The sequence below is a fragment of the Clostridium sp. AWRP genome (assembly GCF_004006395.2).
In the GTDB taxonomy this organism is placed as follows: Bacteria; Bacillota; Clostridia; order Clostridiales; family Clostridiaceae; genus Clostridium_B.
Genome location: NZ_CP029758.2, coordinates 3,740,397 through 3,765,518 on the forward strand (window position 1 = coordinate 3,740,397; position 25,122 = coordinate 3,765,518).

The window sequence follows — 25,122 nt, forward strand, 5'->3', positions numbered from 1 at the left end:
AAAATAATGTTATAAGCGTAACAAAGCACCAGCTATTGCTGGTGCTAATAATTAAAACTTTTTGGGACATTTTCAAAATTAGTTGACAGAAATTTTGTTTTCATTTTGAAATGCTATAAGTTATTTAATAGCTTTTTCTGCAAAAGAGTTATTAACTATCTTGTTAAAGTCTGGTCTTGAAGGTATTAAACTAGGTTTATAGTTTTGTATTATATCCACAAGTCTGTTTAAATCCTGCTGCTTTATAACTGGAGTAGTCGCATAAGCATTTATAGCCCTATAATTTTTCACTACAGAAATCAAGATATCTTCATCTGTTCCAGGGAAAAATGATTTTATAGCTTCAGCCACTTCTTTATCACTATGTTTTTGAACCCATATTTGTCCTTGATGAATTGCACTTGTAAATTTCTGAATAGTCTGTGGATTCTTTTCCATATATGATTTAGTTGAAAAATAACAGGTATATGGAAGTACACCAGCAGATTTACCTACTGAAGCAACTACGTATCCAGTTTTATCTTTTTCAAGCATACTAGCTGTTGGTTCAAAAAGTGCAACATAATCTCCTGTTTTCGCTTTAAAAGCTCCTCCTGTTGCAGTATAAGCAATATTAGTTATCAAGTTAACGTCTTTTCCAGGTTGAATTCCATTTTTCTGCAATACGTACTCCAGAGCCATTTCGGGAACTCCGCCAGGTCTTCCCCCAATTATACTTTTACCTTTTACAGATTTCCAATCAAAGTTTTTTTCGGCTTTTCTACCAACTAAAAAAGAACCATCTGTAGTTGTAAGTTGTGCAAACAGTACGGGGTAATCCTTTCTTTTCTGGTTATATATATATATTGTCTGCTCCGGCCCACAAAATCCAATATCACAACTTTTACTAAGTACCTGCTGCATAGTTTTATCTGCTACCATTACAAAAACACAAGTTTTTATCTATTTTTTATTAATTAAAAACTTTATCAACCTGTTTAAGCAGTTTAAAATTAGTAAGATCATAGTGAAGTGGTGTTAAAGTAACATAACCTTGTTTTATAAAATATCCATCTGTGTCAATAACAAGAGAATCACTCATCTTACCTTTTAATTGAAAAGTCCTTCCCTCATCTTTGGAATCCACCTCTATAAAATAACCAGTATATCCTCTTTCACCAATTTTGCATACTTTAATTCCTTTTTTTATATTCATAGGCATATTTAAATTAAATACAACATCATCTTTCATATATTTATCTTCAAGCTTTTCCAGCACTTCTGAAACACATTTTGCTGCATCCTCATATTCTCCTTCAACTCCATCTTCAACTTCCATAGATGCAGCCAGTGAAGGTATTTTATTAATAGCAGCCTCAATAGCTGCAGAAACCGTACCAGAATACAATACGTCCAATCCAATATTCAATCCATTATTTATTCCAGATAACACCATATCTATATTTCCATCTACAATTTTATCTATTGCAATCTTTACACAATCTGCAGGTGTACCAGTGACGCTGTAGGCTTTCGATTTTATTCCTTCAAGCTTCACTTGTTTGACAAATAAAGGATCTCTTACTGTTATAGAATGACTGCTGGCACTTTTTTCAACATCCGGCGCAACAATTATCACTTCATGCTTTTTTTCTAATTCTTTAGCTAATGCATATATTCCTTTTGCATTAACTCCATCGTCGTTGGTCAATAATAATTTCATAAATTAGCCTCCACACTTATATAAATTGATCATTTAAAACTATTCTACTACAAATACAGAAAATTAAATGTAGAAATAAATAAAAAATAATAATTTAAAACTATTTTTATATCTGTTGACATATATATCATTAAATGATATAGTATATTAAATGATATGTCATTAAATGATATACAGGAGGTAAAAATGGCTAGAAACAATTCTTTGGAAATGGGTGAACTTACAGACGCATACTATTATATTTTGCTATCTTTAATAAAACCAAAGCACGGCTATTTGATTATGAAATCAGTTGAGAAAATGTCAGAAGGCAAGTTTTCAATAGGTCCTGCATCTTTATATACAAGTATAAAAAAACTTCTTGATGCAAAACTCATAAAACTTACAGAGGAATCAGATCAAAAAAAAGTTTATATTGCTACAGATAAAGGTATTCAATTTCTAAAAAATGAAGTTGGAAGGAAACGTAAGATGGTTCAAATTGCAGAAGAAATCTTTAATAGCGAGGAGATGTTATAGTATATGTCCAACACAAAATATGTCATGAGCAAAGGAGTAGCTTTTGGAGAAGAAGAAGAAATGGAAATGCTCTCTGATTATGCAAGCAAAGGCTGGGTTTTATATAAATTTAGCTTTATGGGATACAAACTTAAAAAAGCTAAACCTGAAAAACTGCAATATTCTCTAGATTATAGATATAATGCAGATGAAGAATACTTTTCGTACTTTAAAGAAGCAGGATGGAATCATATATGTTCTGCATCAAATTCAATGCATATATTCAGTGCCCCTGAAGATACAAAACCAATTTATACAGACAGTGATACCAAATCAGAAAAATATATAAGCCAGTATAAATTAACTAAAAAAATCGCAGTGCCATCATTTTTATTCCTTATTGTATGCTCTATTTTATTTATTATTTTATTATCACTTGCTAAATATAATTATATACCTCACATATATATAAAAATTGGGGGTATTATTTTAATACCTACATTAATAATAACATTAATAATAACTATTGTTACAGGACTACCTTGTATATCTTATTACACTACATTAAATAGAATTAAGGATGGTTCTTCAACTCATGTAAATCATAAAACATTAAAAAAATTATTAGATACATTAGCAGCAATTGCACCTATATTAGTAATATCTCTGTTCCTTTTAAGTCTATTTAACATTATAATTATAAGCATAGCAGCGTTTTTGTTAATTGGTCTAATTGCTTTCATAACTTGTCTATTAAGTATGTTCGTAAAATAAAAAATAAACCAAATAAAAGGTGAACAATTATGAATTGAACACCTTTTATTTTATCCTAACTTTAAATATAAAACTCATCAGCTTATAACAACCTTTTTCTTTTCTTCTCTAATAACAATAATTCTCTGAAGTGCAATAAATATAAATAGCAGCATTCCTACTGCAATCTTTGTCCACCAAGAATTAAGATTTCCTTGAAACATTATAAGGCTTTGAATTATACCCATAGTTAAAACACCAAATACAGGTCCTATAGGATATCCTGATCCTCCTGTTAGTAATATTCCTCCTATTACACAAGCTGCAATAGCATCCATCTCCGTTCCCATACAATGTAAACCGTAACCGGATAGTGTATATAAAGTAAATAACAGTCCAGCTAAAGAAGAACAAAAACCAGATACAGTATAAACAAGAATTTTAACTTTTCCAGTATTTAGACCCATAAGCATAGCTGAATTTTCATTTCCGCCAATTGCATATACGGTTCTACCAAACCTTGTATACTTTAATACAAATATAGCAACTGCAGCTACTATCAAACTAACAATTACATTAATAGATATCGCTACACCTGGCCCAATGGGTATTCTAACTCCTGAAATAGCAGTAAATACCGGATTTTTAATACTTATAGTATTTATACTTATAACATAACTTGAGCCTCGTGCAAAGAACATACCTGCTAATGTTACAATCCATGGATGAAGATCAAATTTTTCTACTAATATCCCCTGAACTGTTCCAAATACAATACCTACAATTAAAACAAAAATCATAACCAAAAATGGATTAACTCCATTTTGCAATAAACTTGCAGTAATCATACTTATAAAAGCTATCATAGAACCTACAGAAAGATCTATTCCACCTGTAATAATAACAAAAGTCTGGCCAATAGCTAAAACTATTAAATAAGCATTATCTATAAAAAGGTTTGCTAATACTTGTCCTGAAAAAAATCCACTAAACATAACAGATCCAATTAGAAATAATACTATAAACAAACCAATTGTAGCGTAAATCGAAATAAATGATGAATTCAATTTTAAAATCTTCTTCTTATTAGTTAACCCTTTTATCATACACGAGCCACCTCTTTTTCAGGTTTACTTTTAGTTGTATTATTTTTTGATTTCTTTCTTACTAGCATTTTTCTAAATGCCTCAGATTGTATAATACAAACTATTATAACTACTATGGCTTTAACTACAAGAGTAATTTCTGGAGCCACTCCCATACTATAAATGGTTGTTGTTAAGGCTTGTATAAATATTGCTCCTACTACTGTTCCTCCTAAATAAAATCTACCACCTGCCATAGAGGTTCCTCCAATAACAGTAGCTAATATAGCATCTAATTCCATCCACAATCCTACATTGTTTGCATCTGCACTCTTTATGTTAGAGCATAAAATAATGCCTGCAATACCTGCTAGAATACCAGATATAATATACAATGAGAAAATAACTTTTCGTGCCCTTATACCACAGTATTTGCTGGCACTGCTATTTACACCTATAGATTCAACAAATAAACCTAATGCTGTTTTTCTAATAAGTAAATAAATTGCAAAAACAATTACAGCAGCAATAATTATTGCCACAGGTAAAAAAATATATCCTGTTCCTATAAAAATAAATGACTTATTAGTAAATGTTAGTATTTGGCCACCTGTAATAAGTTGGGCTATACCTCTTCCAACTATGTATAGAATAAGGGTAGCAACCATGGGTTGAATTTCAATATAAGCTACCAAGAAACCATTCCATATTCCACAAAGTACTCCTACTATTGCTCCTGATAACACTGCCTCTGGAACAGAACCACCTCCAACTATAACTGTTGCAGAAGCGGAAGCACTTATAGCAATTATAGATCCAACAGAAATATCTATTCCTTGGGTGGCAATAACTATTGTCATACCTAAAGATATTAATATAAGTGGCGCTGAATGATTAAGTATATCTATTACATTTCCAAATAAGTGTCCATCCCTAATTGTTATATTAAGAAAACCTGGTCTTACTAAAAAATTCAATAAAAGCAGCGCAATTAATGCTGCTAACGGCCAAAATATCTGCATATGATAAAATTTCATAAATATATTGGAAGTTTTAGTATTATGCACTAATATTGCCTCCTTCCGCAATAGTCTTAAGTATATTAGATTCTTGTACCTCTTCTCCTGCTAACTCCCCTATAATTTTTCTATCTCTAAGTACGAGCACCCTATCGCAGCAGCTTTCTATTTCTGAGAGTTCGGAAGATATAAATATAATTGACATGCCTTTTTTTGCCAGCTTTATAATTAATTTTTTTATTTCATCCTTAGCACCTACATCGATACCTCTTGTAGGTTCGTCTAAAATTAAAATTTGAGGATTTGTGGCAAGCCATCTTGCCAGTATAACCTTTTGTTGATTTCCACCACTCAAATTGTCAATTCTCTGCTCTATACTAGGGGTTTTAATATTTAGGAGTTTAACATACTTTTCAGCAATTTCCTGCTGCTTTTTCATTGGAATGTATTTAAATATTCCTTTAATAGATTGCAGGGCCAAAATTATATTTTCTCTTATAGTTAGTTCTCCAACTATGCCTGCTGCTTTTCTATCTTCCGGACAAAGTCCTAAACCTTCCTGAATAGCTTTTTGAGGATAAATATATGAATATTCCTTACCATCAATGATCAATGTTCCATGATCTGATTTATCTATACCAAACAACAATTTAGCACATTCAGTTCTTCCAGAGCCTAAAAGTCCTGCTAGTCCAAGTACTTCACCCTTTTTTATATTCATGCTAAAAGAATCTATAGTTCCTTTTTTGCCAAATTGTTTGGTTTCTATCAAATTTTTATCTTTCTTATTATAATAGTCACGAGATAATTGTTTATTTTCTTTTACCATTTCTTCGTACTTTTTTCCTATCATCTTCGAAATTAGATCCATTTGAGGTAAATCTTTTACAGCATAAGTTCCAACCAATTCTCCATTTCTAAGTATTGTTATTCTATCTGAAATTTCATAAACCTGATCTATGAAGTGAGTTACAAACACAATTGACATGCCTTCAGATTTTAACTTTCTCATAATACTAAATAACTGTTTAACTTCATTACTATCCAAACTAGACGTAGGTTCATCAAGTATTAATATTCCACTTGATATATCTACAGCTCTTGCTATAGCCACCATTTGTTGAATTGCAACAGAATAACTAGATAATAATTTTTTCACATCTATTTTTAAATTTAATCTTTCTTCCAATAATTTTGATGCATTTTCATCCATGGTATTCCAATCAATAAATCCCCTTTTCATTGGTTCTCTTCCAATGTAAATATTCTCAGCTACAGTAATGTTTGGACACAAATTGACTTCTTGATAAACAGTGCTTATCCCATTTTCCTGAGCATCACGGGTTGATTTAATTATAATTTTTTTTCCATTTAAAGTTATGATTCCTTCATCTATTTCATAAACCCCTGTAAGCACTTTAATTAAAGTTGACTTTCCTGCCCCATTTTCCCCCATAAGAGCATGTATCTCACCTTTTTTAAGTTGAAAATCTACATTAGAAAGAGCTTTAACTCCAGGAAAAGATTTACATATGCCTTCCATGTTAAGAACAATGTCGCTTTCATCCATTAAATTCACCCCCATTTATCAAAATTTCATAATGTATGAATATGAAATATCCAATTCATACATTATGATTTTATAATTTTAATATCTTCTATTAGGTAATTCCTTTTTAGCTTGATCTTGAGTAAATACACCCTCTTTAGTGTGTACAATTTTATCTTTAAGTTTGCCACTTAGTACCTGTTTTGAAGTTTCTACCAATTGAGGTCCTAAAAGAGGATTACACTCAACTATACCATTTGATTTTCCATCAGCCATTAATTTGAACATATCTTTAATACCATCAACAGAAACTATAAAAATATCTTTTCCTGGTTTTTTACCATATTCCTCTATAGCTTGTATAGCTCCAACTGCCATATCATCATTGTGAGACCACAAAACATTAATCTTATCTCCATCAGATTTCAAAAATGCTTCCATAACTTCCTTACCTTTTGCACGAGTAAAATCACCTGTTTGTGATTTTATGATTTTATAGTTTGGACAATCTTTTATAGTTTCATTGAAACCTTTTTGACGTCCTATCATAGCTGTTGATCCAACAGTACCTTGCAGCTCTGCTATGTTAAGCTTTGCATCTTTTCCAAATTTATCAATTACAATTTTAGCTGCTCTCTTACCTTCCTCTTCCATGTCTGATCCAAGAAAAGCTGTAACAAGAGAATTATCTGCTACTTTTACATTTCTATCTACTATAACAACTGGTATTTTAGCATTTTTTGCTTCTTTCAATACTGTATCCCAACCAGTTTCTACTACAGGATCCAATGCAATTATATCAACTTTTTCAGCTATAAAAGATCTTATAGCTTTTATTTGATTCTCCTGTTTTTGCTGACCATCAGAGAACTTTAGTTCAAAGTTTGGATCTAATTTAGGAATTTCCTTAATGGAACTAGTTTCTGCTGTTCTCCAACCACTTTCAGCTCCAACTTGTGCAAAACCAATTACCTTTTTCTTATTTGATGAATTTGATGAGCTTGTCTGCTGACTTCCGCCGCCGCATCCAGCAAATATACCAACTGTTAAAACTGCTGTTGCTGCTAAAGCAGCAATCTTCTTAAATTTCATATTTCTTTCCCCCCATTATATTTATATTTATTTCAAAAAACCCAGGATATATAAAAACATCCAAACCATATATGTAAAAATTTAATTTTTTATCCGATGGCTGCCAGCCGTAATACTCCCGCCGCACTCTGTGCAAGCGACTATCACCAAATCAAAGATTTGGGATATCTGCTTTTCTTATAAAGTTGGGAATAACGGCTGCTAAGCCCCTAGATAACAATTTCTAAGTTTCAGATGGAGAAAAAACTCCACCTGAAACTTAGAAATCTGTTTATATAATTAGGATTATTTCTTTGTATATTTCTCCTGCATTTTTGAAATCAACCAATTAATGTTTTGAAAGCGATTACTTAAATATAATAATAATATTTATTGGTACAAATGTCAATTATTTTCATATATTATTATTTATTACTCTAATTGAATATTATGATAATATAATTATTTCAATAAATACATATATTTTTACTGAAATAAAAAATTCTTAAAAAATAATTGCATAAGTAATATTTATTCGTATAAATATTGGACCATTTTGCCCTTATTAGTATTAAATTATAAGATATATTATATATTTATACCTATGAATTATATTTTCATTTATTACAATAAATATTTCATCATATTTGAACGCAATTAACTAAACGAAAATGTGGTCCTTAAAATGACAATTAAATATACAATTGAAGTTGATTTTGGATCATTATCTACAAGAGTTGTAAAAGATGATATGGTAGAAGGACAGCCTATATGCATGGGTTAAATTGTGGAACCATCATGCTTCATAGCTTGTCTTCTCTTAATTTGAATACATAATATTATTCTCTGAAATAGGGATATTAGAGCGATGATTGTGCTCATATATGTTAAAAACATGACTTGAAAAACACATCTACCATTTAAATATTCATTCATGCAAAGTACAATAAAAGGCATTATATAAAATGAAATAGCAGCTGCTCTTCCCATAAAATCAAATACAAAAGTTTCCTTTACCCCTAATTTATAATTATTTATGATTTTAGAAGTTACAAAGAAATCTATGATCTTTGCTATTATTACAATTAAAAACCACCAGGCAATAAGTTTATATTTTATCAGTATTCCTGTAGCACACAATATAAACAAAAAGTCTGCTAAAACATCAAGAAAACTTCCAAAACTTGAAACTGATTTAAAATACCTGGCAATTTTTCCGTCTATAAAGTCAGTTACATATATTGCAAAAAAAATCATTACTAGATAAGTAAATAACTCATCATTTCCATCTAAAGCAAGCTTTTTATTCAAAAACAAAGTAAATATTCCTGTTAAAACTACCCTTAGCAAAGTAATGAAGTTAGGAACTGCATACCTTAAATATTTTTTCATTATCTCTACTCTCCAGTTAAATTCTTTATTGCATCTGCTGCCTTAGTTGTTTGTCCTTTTAAAAGTTTTATACCTTTAACTTTGTTTGCTCCCTTTGCTAATTGTACTAAGGGATCTATTTCTTTTGTTACCTTATTATCTCCACCAGTTGAAAATATCATCACTCTTTTATTTGAAAAATCTTTAATTGTCTTCATATAGGATTCCAGAACCGTTGAATACTTTCCGACATAAATAGGAGTTCCAAAAACAAGTACGTCGTATTTAGAAATGTCATAGTTTAATTCTTGAGATGGATAATTAATTGTAACTTCATAGCCTGATTTTTGCAAAGTTTCTGCTATAGTGCTTGCCATAGTTGATGTTAACTTAGTTCTTGATGGCTGATAAATAACCAGTGCTTTTTTACTACTGCTGCTTAAAAGTAATTTTCTCTCATCACTCTTATGAACTATTGAATTAGCATTTACTACCCACTTAAAAAATAAAATGGTTCCCACTATAATAACAACTAACAAAATTAATACAACCTGCAGTACTTTTTTCATTGTAATCCCTCCATTTAACATAATTTATCCGATGGCTACCAGCCGTAATACCCCCATCACACACAGCGAAAGCGACTATCACCAAATCAAAGATTTGGGATATCTGCTTTTCTTATAAAGTGGGGCATAACGGCTGCTACGCCCCTGGATAACAATTTCTAAGTTTCAGATGGAGAAAAAAGCTCCACCTGAAACCAAGAACTCTGTTTATTTTCTAATAACTAATTCTTGAAACAGCTGCTTGAGATTTGACAAAATTTTAGCTTTAGTGTCTTCTTTACTAACCCTAAGTCTCCGCTTGTTAATCCATAGGGAAATTTCGCCGTGTAAGTAAGCAAAAAATACATCACTTACAAAGCTTGCCCTTTCTTCTGATAACTTGCCCCTAGCTGCTTCTAAAATATTTTTATCAAATTCTTTTCTTGCACTTGTCACTATGTTCATTACTTCACTAGGAGGCTCTCCATCTATGGATTCCATCCGAAGAAGTTTGTACAATCCAATGTGATCTAATGAAAAATCAATAAAATTAGATAGGATCACATAATAATCTTTTTCTGGATCATCTTTAAAAGTTAAATTATCTCTTGAATAATTTATCATCTTGATCAATACTTGTCCCAAGGCTTCCCAAAATATTTCGCTTAAACTGCCAAAATAGTTATATAAGTTTGTATGCGTACATCCTACATTTTTAGCTATATCTCTCAATGTAACATTTTTAATTCCCTCATTTTCATCTACTAACTGCAAAGTTTTTTCTAAAATAATCTCTTTAGTTATTTGACTTTTATTAGCCTTCATTCTAATTCACCGTCCTTATTACCAATGGTAACTACCATTGGTAATATGATAGCATTATAAAATTTGTATGTCAACATTTTTTCATTCTACTGCCTTTAATTCTAAAGTATGAATTAACAAAAATCCCAAAATTATTACATAACATAAGCAATACTATTTCCCTTATCCGATGACTACCTGCTCTAATACTCCCACGCACTCTGTGAAAGCAACTGTCACCAAATCAAAGAATTTGGGACATCTGCTTTTCTCCAAGCGGGAGTAAAGAGCAGCTATGTCCCTGGATAACGATTTCTAAGCATCAGGTGGAGTCAAAACTCCATCTGATGCCAAGAACTCTGTTTATGGATAATCTTAATATATAAATTATCCATAAAGGTTTTAATTATAATATACTATTTGGTTTACTTCTTTTCATTATTTCTTTAATTATCAGCTATTTTTTTGCAAACTATCTTAGAATTTTTGCCAACATCTACTTTATTTCTATATTCAACTGTCTCGATATCGCAATTACCTCCTATAGTAACATTATTTCCTCTTACTACTTTTGCACATGTATTTTCAAGATAAATATCATCTCCTTCAATTGTGCCTGTTACAAGTTTTGCTGAATTTGAAAAAAGGTTCATCATCTTCATAAAAAAATGGCCTTCTCCCAATTTAACACTTATATTTTCACCGCCTATATCCTTTGCTGTGCATTTTCCATACATCTCTATATTTATATTTCCTGCATTTAATAATCCGTCTATATTAAAGCCTCCTCTTGCATTAAAATTTTCTGCTTCACAATCTCCACTTATGGATGCTGAACCTGATATTGATATTTCTTCAGTATGCAAATTACTATCTATACGGGAAGATCCGCTTATTTTAACTTTTTTTGCAGTAACACTACCTACTATATGAGAAGATCCACTTACTGTTAGTTCTTCACAATCAAGATTTCCACATATTTTAGTACTGCCACTGATTTTAGTTATTTTACTTTTTAAATTTCCACTCACACTAGAAGATCCTGATACTTTATAAGAGCTGCACTCTATATCTCCATTCATTTTAGCAGTCCCACTTATTTTAACTTCGTCATACCTTCCACCTCTAATTATTCCAGCTCCAGAAATTTTTACATCCTTCAAATTTTCTTCCATTTTAAAACTCTCCTTTATTTTATAATGTTAATGTTAATTTTGATTTTAATTGTTCCACACATTCTCCTGCATTTATCTTTAATACAAGCATGGCTTCAGTTTCAACATATACTTCATTTGGTATCAGCATTAAAAAACATACAGCAACTCCAAGCTTTCTTATAAGTACTACATCACAATATCTTCCATAAAATTTCTCATAGTTTTTTTCCAGAGTATCGAGTACTAATTTAGCTTCCTCCAAACTCACCTTGCCAGATTTTAAAAACCTATCTACTACAGTCATAAACAGCAGTTCATTAAAATTAAATTCACTGCTTTCTTTATGGACATCTTTATATAATGTGAAAGTAGGTTGTGAAACAATGTTATGTGATGATATGTCATTTTCTTTTAAAATCACTTTCGAAAGATTTGGTGAAAATATGTTTGCAAGCTCATCTAAGGATACGTCATCTTTAAAATTCTTGATCTTTTCTACTCTATCCAGTATTTCCACCCTTGGAAAAAACGTCTCCTGACCTGTAAAGCTGGACCTTTTTATAAACCATTCCTCAGGTATTAATTTTTTTCTCTTCCATCTATACAATTGGCCATAGGAAATACCTGTTACTTTAAGCAATTCTTTTTTAGAAATTAGATTTTCCTCTTCCATATTTTCATTCCTCTCAATAATTTCTTTTTCAAAAACAGTGTAACATAACATTGTTACGTTAGCAATAGTTATTTTATTTATTAAAAAAATTCACCTTAAAGCAATAACTGCTAAAGGTGAATTTAAATAAAACTCCATTAAAATCCTATGTATTATTCTTTTTAAAAACAATATCCATAAAGGACATTCCAAATGCCAACGCTAATGACATCCATATTCCGCTGAGCAAACTTCTATTTGTAATTCCAAATATATAATAAAGAATACAATCCAAAACGGAAAACAAAGCAAACAGTAAAATTAATCTTAAAGTTCTCCTTTTTACCTCAATCCATTTCAATTTTTTTAAATTTATTACAGCTGCTAATAACATATATACTATATAAAAAAATGTAAAGAAGAGATATGCCATTAAAAATTTAGCAGCAAATTTATTTCTTATACCCCTATAGGCAATAAAAAATGAAATCGCAGTGCTTGTCAGAAACACTATGTTAATTATTCTTGTAAAATATGTCATTAAATTTTTTTTCATATTATCCCTCATATATCCTATTACATAGCCATTCCACCATCTACATTGATGACCTGTCCTGTAATATATTGGCACATATTTGAAACAAGAAATAAAACTGCATTTGCCACATTTTCTGCTTTTCCGTAAGCTTTCATTGGAATTTTAGACAACATCTCTTCAGTTACCTTATCAGAAAGTACAGATGTCATGTCTGTTGAAATATATCCTGGAGCAACGGCATTTACAACTATACCTCGACCTGCCAGTTCCCTTGCAGTTGCCTTTGTAAACCCAATTACTCCTGCCTTTGAAGCAGCATAATTTGCCTGACCAACATTTCCTATTATGCCTACAACACTTGCTATATTTACTATGCTTCCTGATCTTTGTCTTAACATCTGTTTTGATACAAACTTAGTACAGTTAAATGTCCCAGTAAGATTTGTATTTATTACTTTATCCCAATTTTCTTTTTTCATGGTCATCACTATGCCATCACTTGTAACACCTGCATTATTTATCAATATGTCTATCTTTTTAAATTTTGCAATTATAGATTTTACAACTTCTTTTGTCGATTCTTCTGAACTCACATCATGCTTTAAACCCAGGGCTTCAACACCATAAGCTGATGATATTTCATCTGCCGCTTTTCTTGCTCTTTCTTCATTAGTTCCCGTTACTACTATTTTTACTTTTTCTGCTGCCAATTTCTCTGCAATAGCTCTTCCAAGGCCTCGAATACCTCCAGTTATTAAAGCTACTTTATCCGTTAAACCTAAATCCATCATGTTTATCCTCCTATTTGCAATAATGGCCACCCTGCCTCTCCCTTTAGACGTGAGATAACATCTTATATACGGCTGGATAATTTCTTAATAAAATACTAGTGGTAATTATATCATACTTTATGTATCAAACAAATCCAAAATTTACCAGTTTATTTCCAGCCCTACTCCTACTTCCTTTATAGGTAAATATTTATGTATTTCTGCTTTAACAGCAAAGGAAGTACAGTGGCAGGGATACAATTCTTTCACATCGTTTTTTCTTAGATATTCAATAGTTTTTCTAACCCCGGAGTTAACTTGAAATAAATGAAATCCACCTATAATTCCAAGTACCCTGTTGTCGCTGCAAACTTTTTTTGCGTATTCCACTATATTGCATATACCGCTGTGAGAACATCCAGTGATGATATAGATACCTTTTTCACTTTTATACACAAGTGCCGTATCATCCATTACATAATCATCAACCAAAGCTTTCCCTGAAGCCTGCTTTCCTATAGGTTTTTTATTTTCAAAATCATTTGTTCTTGGTATCTCCCCTAAAAAGGTTATATGTTTGCTAATTTTTTTAGGTTCTTTAGAAAGAATCAAATTACATTTTTCTTTTAGCTCTTCTTCCAAAATAGGAGAACAAATTTTTAAATCTCCATCTATTTTTTCCTTAAATGCATCGGGGTGGGCAAGTATTGAAATCTTATTTTTACAGTTTTTTTGAAAGTAATATTTAAGTCCTCCTGTATGGTCATTGTGTCCATGTGAAATAGCAATTATATCTATGTTATTTAAATCCACCCCTAATGCAGCTGAATTTTTCAAGAATATATCAGAATAACCTGTGTCAAATAGAATCTTAATGTCTTCATCTTCAATATAATATGAAACAGCAGGTTCTCCAAAATAATATCTATCTATATAGGTGTTGTTATCTACTAAAACTTTTAGCTTCATTTTTTCATCTCCCAAAAATAATTTTTACTGTCTTCATTATATTTTATAAAGCAACTCTTTTGCAAAACTTTTTGGGATGCAGTATTTTGTTTTTCCGTTTCCAGTTTCATTTTATATATTCTCCTTAATTTACTGTTTTTGATTTAACTGAGTATCTGTTATCAGTTTTTCTTTATATGGAAACTCTTTTTCAAAAGCCTCCAGTTCCTTCTTTTTTATCTCAAAAACTTTATCTGCATAGAATTTGCCTGAAATACCAGCTAGAGCCCCCTTATAAAGTTCTAGCACCATAAATTCTTCAAAATTTTCACCTGAAGATGTTTGAATACCATATTCTTTTGCATTTTTAAAGCCAAATCGATGATAATACTTTGGATTTCCAAATATGATTATAGCTTTATATCCTAACTGCCCTGCTTTTTCAACAGAGTGATTCATGAGCAAAGAACCAATTCCAAGTCCTTGATATGAAGGCCGTACTGAAATTGGCCCCATACACAAAATTTCAAATTTTCTATTTTTATCATCCACTATTTTTGCCTTTGAATAGATTATGCTCCCTACAATTTTACCACCATCTATTGCCACAAAACTCAGCTCTTTAATAAATGCAGATACTTTTTTTATATTATGGACAACTAAGTGTTCGTCACATCCTGGTTTGTACACATTCCAAAATGCTTCCCTTGTCATATATTCTACAGTTTTATAATCTTTTTCTTCTTCCAATCTAATTGATACGTTCATTTTGCCAACCTCAATTTCTTTATAATTCTTTAAATATATTGTAATTATACTATGTGCAGCTGAAGCAGATAACCTCCAAAACTTTTCAGAATTAAAAAATCGCCTTCAGCTTTCTGCCAAAGACGATTTTAATTATTTCATTTTTGATAAGATTTTTTGTATGGTTTTAGGGGATAGATAGTACATTTCGGACAGGTAGTCTATAGACGCTCCCTTTCTGTATTTGCTGTAAATTTCAAGGTTTCTGTAAAATAGCATATTCCTGCTGCCGCTTTTCTCTCCCCAGGTTTTTCTGTTGCATTGTTTTCTTGGTATATAGATATATTCGCCGTCAATATAATCCTGAATTTGAGATACGAGTTCTGATGGCAATACATCTGCTGCTTTTTTGTAGCCCAATTCCGTGCTCCTCCTAATATATATTTTTAGGATTGTGCAAAGGCTATTTGTATTTGTGCAATAGCCCCTGCTATGCACTCACAATCAATGTTAACACAAAAATGCTCCTTCCTTTAGGTTTTATATATGGTATATGTAGCCATTTTTACTCACTTATTACTCTTTTTTGTTCTTTTTGCAGCACCAGATTAGATAGTGTTATATAAAAATCCTGTTCTTCTTTAGTTTTTGCATTTTTAAATAATTCTTTTAAGTCCCAATACGAATATTTTAAGAATTGTTCATATAAGTTATTTTGTTTATTTGTCTTCTCCATATTAATTCCTCCAACAAATAATACTTTTATTATATTATAGCCTAACACATCACTTATATAAATAATTTTCTGCAAATGTACATCTCATGTTAAGGTTCAACTATAAATTAGATAAGAAGATTAATTATGTTTCACGATTTAAATACATCTCATGTTAAGGTTCAACACATTGATTTCCTTTAAGGAAGCATATACTGTATCTATTTAAATACATCTCATGTTAAGGTTCAACAATTTAAAGTCTTCATAAAAGCCACCCCTCTTAAGAATTTAAATACATCTCATGTTAAGGTTCAACGTAGCAATTGCCGCCAAAGCATCAACTTGTATAGATATTTAAATACATCTCATGTTAAGGTTCAACTAAATATTCTTATACCGCTTACTATAAGCAAAAAACATTTAAATACATCTCATGTTAAGGTTCAACGTATCAAAAGAATTAAAAAAAGTGGGTCTACAGTCGATTTAAATACATCTCATGTTAAGGTTCAACCCGAAAATAATGGAGGTACCATAATTCTTTACAAATTTAAATACATCTCATGTTAAGGTTCAACGGTTGGCACAAACGGAACTATATATTCAAGTGCAGGATTTAAATACATCTCATGTTAAGGTTGGGAATGGGTATGGATTTGTGTAAAAACCAAATCTATACCCATTATTTTTGTATAATGGAATGGAAGATTTGGAACAATATTCTTAAATAAATTAGGAGGAGTTTCAAATGAAAGAAATTGAAGTACCAGATATCGATTATAAGGAAGAAGTTAAAAAATGCAAAACTATGGAGGACGTAGTTGGCAGAAATGGTTTGCTGCAGAGACTTTTAAAGGATGTTATACAAAATATGCTTGAGGCAGAAATGGAAGAACTGCTTGGCAGAGAAAAATATCAAAGAAGTGAGGATTCAGAAAATAAAAATTATAGAAATGGATACTCAAAGAAAAGTATTAGGAGCAGTGTTGGTGATGTAAATCTTGATATACCAAGAGATAGAAAAGCTGACTTTGAACCTAAAGTTGTAAAAAAATATGAAACTGTATGCAATGAACTGGATAAGAAAATTATAGGATTATACGCAAGAGGTATGTCTACAAGAGACATTCAGTCAGAACTGGAAGAATTATATGGCATCGATGTATCGCCAACAATGATATCAAAAATAACTGATAAAGTTATGGATTCAGCTGCACAATGGCAGAATAGGGCACTGGATGACGTGTATCCTATTGTTTATATGGATGCAATACATTTTAAGGTTAGGGAAGAAAATAAAATAGTCACAAAAGCTGCCTATATATGTATGGCCCTTGATATGAAAGGATATAAAGATATTTTGGGCATATGGATTGGTGAAGCCGAAGGAGCAAAATTCTGGCTGTCAGTTTGCAATGATTTAAGAAATAGAGGAGTAAAAGAAATACTGATTGCCTGTATGGATGGACTAAAAGGGCTTCCAGATGCAATAAAATCCGTATTTCCGGATGTTAGTATTCAAAATTGTATAATACACCAAATAAGAAATTCTATTAAGTATATAGCTTCCAAAGATAAAAAGGAATTTATAAAAGATTTAAAATGCGTATATAAAGCACCTACTGAAGATTCTGCAATTAACGGCCTGGATAATCTAAAGAAAAAATGGGATCAGAAGTATAGTATAGTAATTGAATCCTGGTATAATAACTGGGATAAGTTATCAACATATTTTAATTACTCACCGGAAATCAGGAAAATTATTTATACTACAAACGCATTAGAGGGTTTCAACCGACAGCTTAGAAAGTTTACGAAGATAAGAACAGTATTTCCAAATGATGAAGCACTTAGAAAATCTCTTTACCTAGCTACTGAGAAAGTCATGGAAAAATGGACTTCTCCATCCCAAAATTGGGGAATGACATTGGCACAATTAACTATTGTGTTTAATGATAAACTAGGCGAAGAGATACTCTAAGATTTAGCTAAAATTTTTATATTTTTTCTTATTTTATTGCATAATTAAGTATATTATACAAACAATAAGAATGTAATATTAATCAGTATTAGTATTACTCAAATATAAAAAAATATAACTGAAAATCAAAATTTCCAGTTATATAAAACTAAATCAAATCTATTTTACACAAATCCATCTATATTCTCCATTTCATAGCTATTTAAATACATCTCATGTTAAGGTTCAACCTCCTTTGCTATGTTCCAGTTCTATAATCTTTTTCTATTTAAATACATCTCATGTTAAGGTTCAACTTAATATGAAAAATTCTATCTGTTGCAGAAGGAGACATTTAAATACATCTCATGTTAAGGTTCAACTTTCACTATCTCCAGTAATCATAAAGTATCTAGGTTGATTTAAATACATCTCATGTTAAGGTTCAACTTAAAGTTACTTCCTTCTAGTCCTTTTTCTGCTGTATTTAAATACATCTCATGTTAAGGTTCAACTGTAATTTTTGTAACACAATTCGACAAATTAATTGAATTTAAATACATCTCATGTTAAGGTTCAACGAAGTATGTTAGTTCTAAGTTTTTAGGTAAAAAGCTATTTAAATACATCTCATGTTAAGGTTCAACCTTACTTCTGTGACAAGTGTCCCATCTACTTTATCGTATTTAAATACATCTCATGTTAAGGTTCAACTTTAACACTTTCATCTTGTATTTTGTTTACTAAAGATATTTAAATACATCTCATGTTAAGGTTCAACTAGCCTTGTGCCTTATGTCCATTTACAAAAATATCGATTTAAATACATCTCATGTTAAGGTTCAACTGGTGGAGACAGTACATCGATAGCACAGGCTATATTATTTAAATACATCTCATGTTAAGGTTCAACCTTATTCGGATGTTAGAAATAAGGTTTCTGATTGGATATTTAAATACATCTCATGTTAAGGTTCAACGTTGCTGAAGGTGTTGCTAATTTTAATAGTAATGGATTTAAATACATCTCATGTTAAGGTTCAACAGACTCTATTTTCCAAATCATAACAGGATGCAATAAATTTAAATACATCTCATGTTAAGGTTCAACGGAAGGTAGGATTAAAGATGTATAGATATTATTCAACATTTAAATACATCTCATGTTAAGGTTCAACCACAGTAAAATACCCATTCCTTATTTTCATTATAGTCCTAAAACCCTTAATAATAAAGGCATCAGCTGAAAATTTTCCAACCGTTTTTTAATTTTCATAAACTCAGCCAAAAAAATGCCTCAATTCATTACATATCAATGTATTTAGGCACACTTTACCTTCAGAGAGGTTGGAAAATATCTGACCTGTATACTATCAAAAACATTAGTAAGTCTTTCATTTAATAAAATAGTCTCCTAATATAGTATTTTACTTTAAAGCATTTTTACAATATTTACTATAGTAATTCAACTATATGTTCATTTTTTTCACTAGCTTATTTAAACTGTTCAAATCCATAATTCTATAACCACAATCTTCCTTATGCAATATGCCTCTTTTACAGAAATCAGCCAATACATATAAGAGATGGCGGTAACTAACACCTAAAAATTCTGATGCCTCAGTATGTTTTTCCGTGTATAGTAATTTATTGGATGTTAAGAGAATAAAGGCTGCTAAACGATTTTCTAACGGATATGATTGATTTTTTGTGTAGTTATTTGTATTAGTGATAGCTTTCTTACCTAGAAATACACATAGATATTTTAAAAATTTAATATCGTTCAATAGTTTATCCCTACAGTTTATTACTGAAATTGCAAAACAATTACAAATAGTTAATGCTTGAACACTATTGGATTCAGTTTGAGATCTAATAAGTTCCATTTCTCCAATGAAACAGGGAGATTCAATAAAATTAATTATTGATACTTTACCATTTTTATGTGTTAGATATAACTTTGCTTTTCCGTCAATTAGACAATACAGTTGTTTAGGTGTACTCCCTTCATTCATAATAAATTCCCCCATGTTAAATTGAACCAGATGTATATAGGGCATTATATCAAAATCAAAAATATTATTTATAGGAAATTTATTTATATAAGTTGAAATTACAGTTGGATCTTGTATTATTTGCATTTTTATCTGCTCCTATATTATAAATAGTGTGAGATTTCTCATATTATTATATTCTTACATGAATTATAATACAATAAAAGAAAATTAGGAGGTTAACTATGGAACAAAAGGAATATTGGAATCTAGCTGCTGAAAAGAAAGAATTTACAACGCCATTTCATTTTAAAGAATTTGCTAAATTTGTTGATAAAAAAGACATTATTTTAGACGTGGGATGTGGATATGGGAGGACGTTGAATCAATTATATGGGGAAGGTTATCATAATTTAATTGGCATTGATTTTTCTGAAAATATGATAGAACGTGGTAAAAAACAATATCCATATCTTGATTTAAGATTGAAACAAGGAAAAGCTATAGATATGGAAGATAATTGTTTTGATGCAGTAATATTATTTGCTGTACTAACGTGTATTATTGATAACGCAGAACAAATAGCACTGCTGAAAGAAATAGAACGTGTTTTAAAACCAAATGGAATTATTTACATTAACGACTTTTTATTAAATGCTGATGAGCGAAACTTAAATCGCTATCAGTTATTTAAAGACAAGTATCAATATGGTGTATTTGAACTTCCTGAAGGTGCAGTAGTAAGACACCATGATATAAAATGGGTTGAACAATGTGTAAATTCATTTGAAAAACTGATTTTAAAACAAGTAGTGTATACAACTATGAATGGAAATAACTCAAATGGGTATTACTTTATTGGCAGAAAGCATAAATAGACAAACTAATACACATTATCCTTATTTAATATTAAAGTATAAAAATAAAATATTGACTCTAACATGGTATGAGGCATTATTCTTAAATTGTAATTAGCAGTGATATTTTTAGGGAGTTGATTCTATGTTTAAAATTGGAGATTTTTCTAAACTAACAATGGTATCTATACGGATGCTTCGATATTATGATGAGGCAGGACTTTTTAAACCTGCTCAAATAGATACCTTCACTGGATATAGATATTATTCAGCTAAGCAAATTACTAAGCTTAATCTCATTAAGAGATACTATACCATCATATGATGTAGAAGGAATTCTCTGGCAAAAGTTAGGTGAATATATCCAACATAAAAAAATTTCTTGTACTAATATTGCTTATGCCACCTATCATGATGAAGATTATAAAGAAGGGCCAGTTGACGTGGAAGTTGCAGTTGTTGTTGAAAAATTATTAAATGATGCTGATGGTTTTACTTTCAAAGAAACTGTACCAATAGACCAGGTTGTAAGCATCTTAGTTCCAGGTGAATTTTCAAATATTGCTCCTGCATATAATTATCTTGGACAATGGATTGAAGAAAATGAATATGGTATATGTAGTAGTGCCCGTGAATTGCCTCTAAAAGGACCTTGTAATGAATCAAATCCTAGTGATTACCTAACTGAAATACAAGTCCCAGTAAAAAAAATATAGTAATATATTGTATAAAATAGTATAATTCTTAAGTAAACATAGGCGTCACCGCCCATGTTCCTCTGCAAAACCGTACGTGCCCTATTAAGGCATACGGCTTTTCACATCATATTAATCATCTATAGAATAAACTTACGCTTATTTTCGGTTCTAATAACGGAAAAGTTCTCAATAAACCATTGTAAAATGTTTCTATTGTATAGCTCTTCCTTTGGCTTCTTCTATTTAACCATTTAAAGAGCAACCATTTTACAACATTTTGATAGCACTTCACACTTCTTGTATTATCAGTGACCCCATAATACTGATAGTGTCCTCTTAGTTTCTGATTAATTTTCTTAATCAATTCACCTACTGGCATTATCCTATTCTTCTTAATCCATTCTTTCATAGTCTTAACTTTACTTCTGAATTTCTTCTTACTAGTCTTAACCTTACATCGAAAGAATCCTTTCTTACCATCTTCACTACAATAGAATGTAAATCCAAGAAAGTCAAAGGTTTCTGGCTTTCTTAATCCTCGATTTGCTCTATTTTTCTTTGCAAATCTACCAAACTCTAGTATCTTAGTTTTCTCTAAAGCAAATTCTAATCCAAATTTATCGAATCTTTCTATTAGCTTTTGATAAAACCCATCTGCCTCCCATTTATTTTGAAAGCAACATACAAAATCATCACAATATCTTATCAAATAGGCTTCGCCTTTGCATTTCCTTTTGATTTTGACAGCAAACCAATAGTCCAGTACATAATGTAAATATATATTTGCAAGAACTGGAGATGCTCCATTACCTTGCGGTGTTCCTCGTTCACTGTCTAGGTATTTACCATTTTCCATTATTCCAGCTTTTAAGAATTTCTTAATTATCTCTATAAATTTCTTATCTGCAATATCATGTTCCAGGAACTTTATTAACCATTCATGATCAACATTATTAAAGAATCCTTTTATATCAGCTTCAACAATGTAACTCACCTTATGATATTGAACATCCTCTATGATTTCTCTAATTGCTTGATGGCAGTTTCTATTTGGTCTAAATCCATAGGATTCATTAAAGAATTTAGGTTCATATACTTCTATTAATATCTTTGCTATTACGTTTTCTACTAGCTTATCTTCATAGCAAGATATTCCTAGAGGTCTCATCTTCTTGCTTCCGTCTTTTGGAATATACGTTCTTCTTATAGGTTCTGGCTGATAGCTCCCATTTCTCATTTGCTTTAACAAACGTTCCACATTAGCTTTTAGATTTACAGAATAATCATCTTTTGATACTCCATCAATGCCTTTTGCTTTCTTTCTATCCATTTCTTTATGGCTAGCTATAATAGCACTTTCATTGATATAATATGCAAGGTTTTGAACCTTTCCATCTAATCTAGCTTTTTCTATATTATATTGTATTCCAAGTAGCTCATTAATCATGTTCTTCAGCTCTCCTGTCTGCATAATTTGAAGCTCACTTGAAGCTATGTTGTGCTAACCCCTTCCCTCCGCCTGCTTTCACAGATTTCTACAGTACTATGAGTTAGTCGGACTTCCTATAATGCTTTTGCTCATCTTGCTCGTTCCCTTACTTGATTTTGCATACTAATTTCTCAGACATTATAGGATCTCAGCTGTTCTAATAACATACTTATCATCAAACTCGCCAAGCACTCAGACCCCGGAAGAGTTATATAAATCTTACCATATTGATTTGTATAATGTTGTCTGCTACACAAATAATTGTATCGACCTCTTCATTTAGATAATAATTTCGCGGCTCAATAGCTTCACTTTCGTTTTGGCTCGTTTTCTCCCTGTCCTACGCTTAAATCTAACGTTACCGATTCGACTCCAAGGACTCGGTACAGGCTACTGGTTAGGCATTACCTGATAGGATTTTCCTACTATATGTTAATAACTTACTAATGCCAACCGAATCACTTCCGTTGGCAAGAGGAAACATCACGCACTCGCATGCTGCTTCGCAGCTCGCACTATTTGTACAATATACAGATAAATTATACCATTTTATAAGGGAGAATGTGTATTATGAAGGAATCAACTATTACAACTACATTTAAAGCCGATATTAAAAAAGTATGGGAAGTAGTTACAAATAACAATAAATATGAATGGCGGAGTGATTTAAGTAAAATTGATGTTTCAGAAGATGGAAACTCTTTTACAGAATATACAAAAAATAATTTTCCTACTAAATTTAACATTACTTTAAAAAAGCCTTATGAGCGATATGAATTTGATATGTCTAACAAAAATATGGAAGGTCATTGGATTGGAGCTTTTAGTCCTGCTAATAATGGTACCCAGATTGAGTTTACAGAAAAGGTATCAGTAAATAATCCTATAATGAATTTGTTTGCAGGTTTGTATCTAAAAAAACAGCAGTCACTTTATATAGCAGATTTAAAAAAGGAATTAGGTGAATAATTTCATATTATTACTTTTATGTTGCTATGATGCGTTTATACATTATTTCTGCTGCATCTTTTGCTGAAATTTCATTTACATCTATTTTATCTGTATCCATTTTCAGATAATTGTTTAATCTGGGCACACTTCTATCAATAACATCTTCTGTTCTGGTTCCATTTTCAATATCTTTTGTAATTCGTTCAATTAATGATTTTTCTGAACATATAAGAGAAAACTTGTAAACCTTACAGCCCCTTTTGTTTATTCTAGATAGTACATCATCAAGAATACTCTGCATATGCATTACCCAACAAAATATAATATTTTCATATTCCGAACATGAAATGAAATTATTTAGCATATATGTAATATTATTAATTACCATCCTTTTAGTTTCATCCGTAACAATGAAAGGTGACATATTCCAGCACCAATCACCATCAAGAAAGACACATTTAGGCAGCAGTTTTTGTAACTCTTTACTTGCTGCTGTCTTTCCTACACCCATTGTTCCATTTATGAAAATAAGATTTTTTATCATTTTACCTTTATTATTCATAATCAATTACTTCCAGCTTTCATAATGTATAATTTCTTCCAGTTTCTTTCGTGGACGAGGTTTAGGCTTTTCATCTGCATAACCAAGTGTGATAATTCCAATTACATATTTATCATCAGGTATATTTAAAATTGGTCTTATTTCATTTTGTATAAACCATCCGACCCAGCAAGTACCTAACCCCATGTTATTAGCTCCAAGCAATATATGTTCTACAGAAATTGAAGTATCTCTAATTATCTGTTTAAGTTCCTCTTCCGGACTGTTTTCATCCAATGACACAGCTATTTTCTCATCTATTCTGCAGCGTATGTCTGCTACACAAGCAATAAAAACTGGAGCAGAAAGCATCCATTTCTGATTATGACATACTCGTGATATTTTTTGCCTATTTGATTCTGATTTTACCACAATAAAATGCCACGGTTGAGTATTACTTCCTGATGGAGCAAGCCTTGCACCTTCAATCAACTGCAGTATTTTTTCATTTTCAACTTCTCTATCTATGTATTTTCTTATACTCCTGCGTGCTGAAATCTCTTCAATCATATCATCCACTTCCCTTCTTAACAATTATTTTAACATAACATTATATATTAGCAAAATGTACACATAGTCTTGTAACTTTCAAATTTCATAGTATAATTTTATACAAATATTCAATACATTGAATTGAAATGG

The 25,122-nt window shown here is 30.9% G+C and carries 28 protein-coding genes and 2 CRISPR repeat arrays; of the genes, 7 read left to right on the forward strand and 21 right to left on the reverse strand.

All coding sequences use genetic code 11. The annotated features are described in order from the left end of the window. Positions 1 to 120 precede the first annotated feature (120 nt). Both DMR38_RS17360 and surE read right to left on the reverse strand, forming a co-directional pair. Positions 121 to 921: an ABC transporter substrate-binding protein gene (locus tag DMR38_RS17360; protein ID WP_243124339.1), complete on the reverse strand. Its 801-nt coding sequence runs from the start codon at positions 919 to 921 to the stop codon at positions 121 to 123. A 31-nt stretch (positions 922 to 952) separates the two neighbouring features. Then, positions 953 to 1,702 (reverse strand): 5'/3'-nucleotidase SurE, encoded by a 750-nt coding sequence (gene surE / locus DMR38_RS17365; RefSeq protein ID WP_127722495.1) that lies wholly within the window; start codon positions 1,700 to 1,702, stop codon positions 953 to 955. A 186-nt stretch (positions 1,703 to 1,888) separates the two neighbouring features. Here surE and DMR38_RS17370 point away from each other — a divergent pair, with 186 nt between their 5' ends. Both DMR38_RS17370 and DMR38_RS17375 read left to right on the forward strand, forming a co-directional pair. Then, on the forward strand, positions 1,889 to 2,221 hold the full coding sequence (locus DMR38_RS17370) for a PadR family transcriptional regulator (RefSeq protein WP_127722496.1): 333 nt from the start codon (positions 1,889 to 1,891) through the stop codon (positions 2,219 to 2,221). Between the two features lie 3 nt (positions 2,222 to 2,224). Continuing rightward, the gene (locus DMR38_RS17375) at positions 2,225 to 2,974 is read left to right on the forward strand and encodes a DUF2812 domain-containing protein (protein ID WP_127722497.1); all 750 of its coding nucleotides are present in this window, start codon (positions 2,225 to 2,227) and stop codon (positions 2,972 to 2,974) included. Between the two features lie 77 nt (positions 2,975 to 3,051). On the opposite strand, the gene yjfF is transcribed toward DMR38_RS17375, so the two are convergent. From yjfF to DMR38_RS17455, 15 genes are all read right to left on the reverse strand, one after another. Further along, positions 3,052 to 4,059: a galactofuranose ABC transporter, permease protein YjfF gene (gene yjfF, locus DMR38_RS17380; RefSeq protein WP_127722498.1), complete on the reverse strand. Its 1,008-nt coding sequence runs from the start codon at positions 4,057 to 4,059 to the stop codon at positions 3,052 to 3,054. After that, positions 4,056 to 5,075: an ABC transporter permease gene (locus DMR38_RS17385; protein ID WP_127724139.1), complete on the reverse strand. Its 1,020-nt coding sequence runs from the start codon at positions 5,073 to 5,075 to the stop codon at positions 4,056 to 4,058. The genes yjfF and DMR38_RS17385 overlap by 4 nt, the downstream gene beginning before the upstream one ends. A 22-nt stretch (positions 5,076 to 5,097) precedes the next feature. Next, entirely contained in the window at positions 5,098 to 6,627 is a 1,530-nt protein-coding gene (locus DMR38_RS17390) for a sugar ABC transporter ATP-binding protein (protein WP_127722499.1), read from the reverse strand. A gap of 78 nt (positions 6,628 to 6,705) precedes the next feature. Further along, positions 6,706 to 7,698 (reverse strand): ABC transporter substrate-binding protein, encoded by a 993-nt coding sequence (locus DMR38_RS17395; protein ID WP_127722500.1) that lies wholly within the window; start codon positions 7,696 to 7,698, stop codon positions 6,706 to 6,708. Positions 7,699 to 8,457: 759 nt separating this feature from the next. Beyond that, complete coding sequence (locus tag DMR38_RS17400; protein ID WP_127722501.1) at positions 8,458 to 9,069, reverse strand: CDP-alcohol phosphatidyltransferase family protein; 612 nt, start codon at positions 9,067 to 9,069, stop codon at positions 8,458 to 8,460. A gap of 5 nt (positions 9,070 to 9,074) precedes the next feature. After that, entirely contained in the window at positions 9,075 to 9,617 is a 543-nt protein-coding gene (locus DMR38_RS17405) for a flavodoxin domain-containing protein (protein WP_175413051.1), read from the reverse strand. A 207-nt stretch (positions 9,618 to 9,824) separates the two neighbouring features. After that, positions 9,825 to 10,421: a TetR/AcrR family transcriptional regulator gene (locus tag DMR38_RS17410; RefSeq protein WP_175413052.1), complete on the reverse strand. Its 597-nt coding sequence runs from the start codon at positions 10,419 to 10,421 to the stop codon at positions 9,825 to 9,827. A gap of 425 nt (positions 10,422 to 10,846) precedes the next feature. After that, positions 10,847 to 11,575, reverse strand: coding sequence for a polymer-forming cytoskeletal protein (locus DMR38_RS17420; RefSeq protein WP_127722503.1), 729 nt, complete (start codon positions 11,573 to 11,575; stop codon positions 10,847 to 10,849). A 19-nt stretch (positions 11,576 to 11,594) separates the two neighbouring features. Then, positions 11,595 to 12,230: a YhbD family protein gene (locus tag DMR38_RS17425; RefSeq protein ID WP_127722504.1), complete on the reverse strand. Its 636-nt coding sequence runs from the start codon at positions 12,228 to 12,230 to the stop codon at positions 11,595 to 11,597. 145 nt (positions 12,231 to 12,375) lie between these two features. Next, a complete protein-coding gene (locus tag DMR38_RS17430) occupies positions 12,376 to 12,765 on the reverse strand; it encodes a hypothetical protein (RefSeq protein WP_127722505.1) in 390 nt (129 codons plus the stop codon). A 20-nt stretch (positions 12,766 to 12,785) separates the two neighbouring features. Beyond that, entirely contained in the window at positions 12,786 to 13,538 is a 753-nt protein-coding gene (gene fabG / locus DMR38_RS17435) for a 3-oxoacyl-[acyl-carrier-protein] reductase (RefSeq protein ID WP_127722506.1), read from the reverse strand. A gap of 141 nt (positions 13,539 to 13,679) precedes the next feature. Further along, the gene (locus DMR38_RS17440; protein ID WP_127722507.1) at positions 13,680 to 14,486 is read right to left on the reverse strand and encodes an MBL fold metallo-hydrolase; all 807 of its coding nucleotides are present in this window, start codon (positions 14,484 to 14,486) and stop codon (positions 13,680 to 13,682) included. 129 nt (positions 14,487 to 14,615) lie between these two features. After that, positions 14,616 to 15,233, reverse strand: coding sequence for an N-acetyltransferase (locus tag DMR38_RS17445; protein WP_127722508.1), 618 nt, complete (start codon positions 15,231 to 15,233; stop codon positions 14,616 to 14,618). A 132-nt stretch (positions 15,234 to 15,365) separates the two neighbouring features. Beyond that, the gene (locus tag DMR38_RS17450; protein ID WP_243124341.1) at positions 15,366 to 15,632 is read right to left on the reverse strand and encodes a CD3324 family protein; all 267 of its coding nucleotides are present in this window, start codon (positions 15,630 to 15,632) and stop codon (positions 15,366 to 15,368) included. 145 nt (positions 15,633 to 15,777) lie between these two features. Next, positions 15,778 to 15,948, reverse strand: coding sequence for a hypothetical protein (locus DMR38_RS17455; RefSeq protein WP_127722509.1), 171 nt, complete (start codon positions 15,946 to 15,948; stop codon positions 15,778 to 15,780). A 71-nt stretch (positions 15,949 to 16,019) separates the two neighbouring features. After that, positions 16,020 to 16,574: direct repeats of the CRISPR family, unit length 30 nt; unit sequence ATTTAAATACATCTCATGTTAAGGTTCAAC. A gap of 104 nt (positions 16,575 to 16,678) precedes the next feature. Between DMR38_RS17455 and DMR38_RS17460 the strand changes: the two genes are divergently transcribed. Next, positions 16,679 to 17,911 carry an IS256 family transposase gene (locus DMR38_RS17460; RefSeq protein ID WP_127722510.1) on the forward strand — a complete coding sequence of 411 codons (1,233 nt, stop codon included), beginning with the start codon at positions 16,679 to 16,681 and terminating at the stop codon, positions 17,909 to 17,911. Between the two features lie 200 nt (positions 17,912 to 18,111). Further along, positions 18,112 to 19,068: a CRISPR direct-repeat array (repeat unit 30 nt; unit sequence ATTTAAATACATCTCATGTTAAGGTTCAAC). Positions 19,069 to 19,359: 291 nt separating this feature from the next. Here DMR38_RS17460 and yeiL read toward each other — a convergent pair. After that, the gene (gene yeiL / locus DMR38_RS17465) at positions 19,360 to 20,031 is read right to left on the reverse strand and encodes a transcriptional regulator YeiL (RefSeq protein ID WP_127722511.1); all 672 of its coding nucleotides are present in this window, start codon (positions 20,029 to 20,031) and stop codon (positions 19,360 to 19,362) included. Positions 20,032 to 20,129: 98 nt separating this feature from the next. Between yeiL and DMR38_RS17470 the strand changes: the two genes are divergently transcribed. The 3 genes from DMR38_RS17470 to DMR38_RS22660 all read left to right on the forward strand — a co-directional run bounded on the left by DMR38_RS17470 (position 20,130) and on the right by DMR38_RS22660 (position 21,457). After that, positions 20,130 to 20,762: a class I SAM-dependent methyltransferase gene (locus tag DMR38_RS17470; protein ID WP_127722512.1), complete on the forward strand. Its 633-nt coding sequence runs from the start codon at positions 20,130 to 20,132 to the stop codon at positions 20,760 to 20,762. A 124-nt stretch (positions 20,763 to 20,886) separates the two neighbouring features. Then, the gene (locus tag DMR38_RS22655) at positions 20,887 to 21,066 is read left to right on the forward strand and encodes a MerR family DNA-binding transcriptional regulator (protein WP_347562533.1); all 180 of its coding nucleotides are present in this window, start codon (positions 20,887 to 20,889) and stop codon (positions 21,064 to 21,066) included. Between the two features lie 67 nt (positions 21,067 to 21,133). Next, the gene (locus DMR38_RS22660; RefSeq protein ID WP_347562554.1) at positions 21,134 to 21,457 is read left to right on the forward strand and encodes a GyrI-like domain-containing protein; all 324 of its coding nucleotides are present in this window, start codon (positions 21,134 to 21,136) and stop codon (positions 21,455 to 21,457) included. 115 nt (positions 21,458 to 21,572) lie between these two features. Here the strand turns inward: DMR38_RS22660 and ltrA are convergent, their stop codons facing one another. Continuing rightward, positions 21,573 to 22,886, reverse strand: coding sequence for a group II intron reverse transcriptase/maturase (gene ltrA / locus DMR38_RS17480; protein ID WP_127720849.1), 1,314 nt, complete (start codon positions 22,884 to 22,886; stop codon positions 21,573 to 21,575). Positions 22,887 to 23,498: 612 nt separating this feature from the next. Between ltrA and DMR38_RS17485 the strand changes: the two genes are divergently transcribed. Beyond that, positions 23,499 to 23,897, forward strand: coding sequence for an SRPBCC family protein (locus tag DMR38_RS17485; RefSeq protein WP_127722513.1), 399 nt, complete (start codon positions 23,499 to 23,501; stop codon positions 23,895 to 23,897). 16 nt (positions 23,898 to 23,913) lie between these two features. Here DMR38_RS17485 and DMR38_RS17490 read toward each other — a convergent pair whose 3' ends face one another. Further along, positions 23,914 to 24,420, reverse strand: a complete 507-nt coding sequence (locus DMR38_RS17490) for an AAA family ATPase (protein WP_127724143.1) — start codon at positions 24,418 to 24,420, stop codon at positions 23,914 to 23,916. Between the two features lie 27 nt (positions 24,421 to 24,447). Further along, entirely contained in the window at positions 24,448 to 24,990 is a 543-nt protein-coding gene (locus DMR38_RS17495; RefSeq protein WP_127722514.1) for a nitroreductase family protein, read from the reverse strand. Between the last annotated feature and the right edge of the window lie 132 nt (positions 24,991 to 25,122).

Bases quoted from the DNA above. Each gene is read 5' to 3' on its own strand.
- DMR38_RS17360 (WP_243124339.1), bottom strand. From the start codon at position 921: ATGGTAGCAGATAAAACTATGCAGCAGGTACTTAGTAAAAGTTGTGAT.
- surE (WP_127722495.1), bottom strand. From the start codon at position 1,702: ATGAAATTATTATTGACCAACGACGATGGAGTTAATGCAAAAGGAATA.
- DMR38_RS17370 (WP_127722496.1), top strand. From the start codon at position 1,889: ATGGCTAGAAACAATTCTTTGGAAATGGGTGAACTTACAGACGCATAC.
- DMR38_RS17375 (WP_127722497.1), top strand. From the start codon at position 2,225: ATGTCCAACACAAAATATGTCATGAGCAAAGGAGTAGCTTTTGGAGAA.
- yjfF (WP_127722498.1), bottom strand. From the start codon at position 4,059: ATGATAAAAGGGTTAACTAATAAGAAGAAGATTTTAAAATTGAATTCA.
- DMR38_RS17385 (WP_127724139.1), bottom strand. From the start codon at position 5,075: ATGAAATTTTATCATATGCAGATATTTTGGCCGTTAGCAGCATTAATT.
- DMR38_RS17390 (WP_127722499.1), bottom strand. From the start codon at position 6,627: ATGGATGAAAGCGACATTGTTCTTAACATGGAAGGCATATGTAAATCT.
- DMR38_RS17395 (WP_127722500.1), bottom strand. From the start codon at position 7,698: ATGAAATTTAAGAAGATTGCTGCTTTAGCAGCAACAGCAGTTTTAACA.
- DMR38_RS17400 (WP_127722501.1), bottom strand. From the start codon at position 9,069: ATGAAAAAATATTTAAGGTATGCAGTTCCTAACTTCATTACTTTGCTA.
- DMR38_RS17405 (WP_175413051.1), bottom strand. From the start codon at position 9,617: ATGAAAAAAGTACTGCAGGTTGTATTAATTTTGTTAGTTGTTATTATA.
- DMR38_RS17410 (WP_175413052.1), bottom strand. From the start codon at position 10,421: ATGAAGGCTAATAAAAGTCAAATAACTAAAGAGATTATTTTAGAAAAA.
- DMR38_RS17420 (WP_127722503.1), bottom strand. From the start codon at position 11,575: ATGGAAGAAAATTTGAAGGATGTAAAAATTTCTGGAGCTGGAATAATT.
- DMR38_RS17425 (WP_127722504.1), bottom strand. From the start codon at position 12,230: ATGGAAGAGGAAAATCTAATTTCTAAAAAAGAATTGCTTAAAGTAACA.
- DMR38_RS17430 (WP_127722505.1), bottom strand. From the start codon at position 12,765: ATGAAAAAAAATTTAATGACATATTTTACAAGAATAATTAACATAGTG.
- fabG (WP_127722506.1), bottom strand. From the start codon at position 13,538: ATGATGGATTTAGGTTTAACGGATAAAGTAGCTTTAATAACTGGAGGT.
- DMR38_RS17440 (WP_127722507.1), bottom strand. From the start codon at position 14,486: ATGAAGCTAAAAGTTTTAGTAGATAACAACACCTATATAGATAGATAT.
- DMR38_RS17445 (WP_127722508.1), bottom strand. From the start codon at position 15,233: ATGAACGTATCAATTAGATTGGAAGAAGAAAAAGATTATAAAACTGTA.
- DMR38_RS17455 (WP_127722509.1), bottom strand. From the start codon at position 15,948: ATGGAGAAGACAAATAAACAAAATAACTTATATGAACAATTCTTAAAA.
- DMR38_RS17460 (WP_127722510.1), top strand. From the start codon at position 16,679: ATGAAAGAAATTGAAGTACCAGATATCGATTATAAGGAAGAAGTTAAA.
- yeiL (WP_127722511.1), bottom strand. From the start codon at position 20,031: ATGCAAATAATACAAGATCCAACTGTAATTTCAACTTATATAAATAAA.
- DMR38_RS17470 (WP_127722512.1), top strand. From the start codon at position 20,130: ATGGAACAAAAGGAATATTGGAATCTAGCTGCTGAAAAGAAAGAATTT.
- DMR38_RS22655 (WP_347562533.1), top strand. From the start codon at position 20,887: ATGTTTAAAATTGGAGATTTTTCTAAACTAACAATGGTATCTATACGG.
- ltrA (WP_127720849.1), bottom strand. From the start codon at position 22,886: ATGATTAATGAGCTACTTGGAATACAATATAATATAGAAAAAGCTAGA.
- DMR38_RS17485 (WP_127722513.1), top strand. From the start codon at position 23,499: ATGAAGGAATCAACTATTACAACTACATTTAAAGCCGATATTAAAAAA.
- DMR38_RS17495 (WP_127722514.1), bottom strand. From the start codon at position 24,990: ATGATTGAAGAGATTTCAGCACGCAGGAGTATAAGAAAATACATAGAT.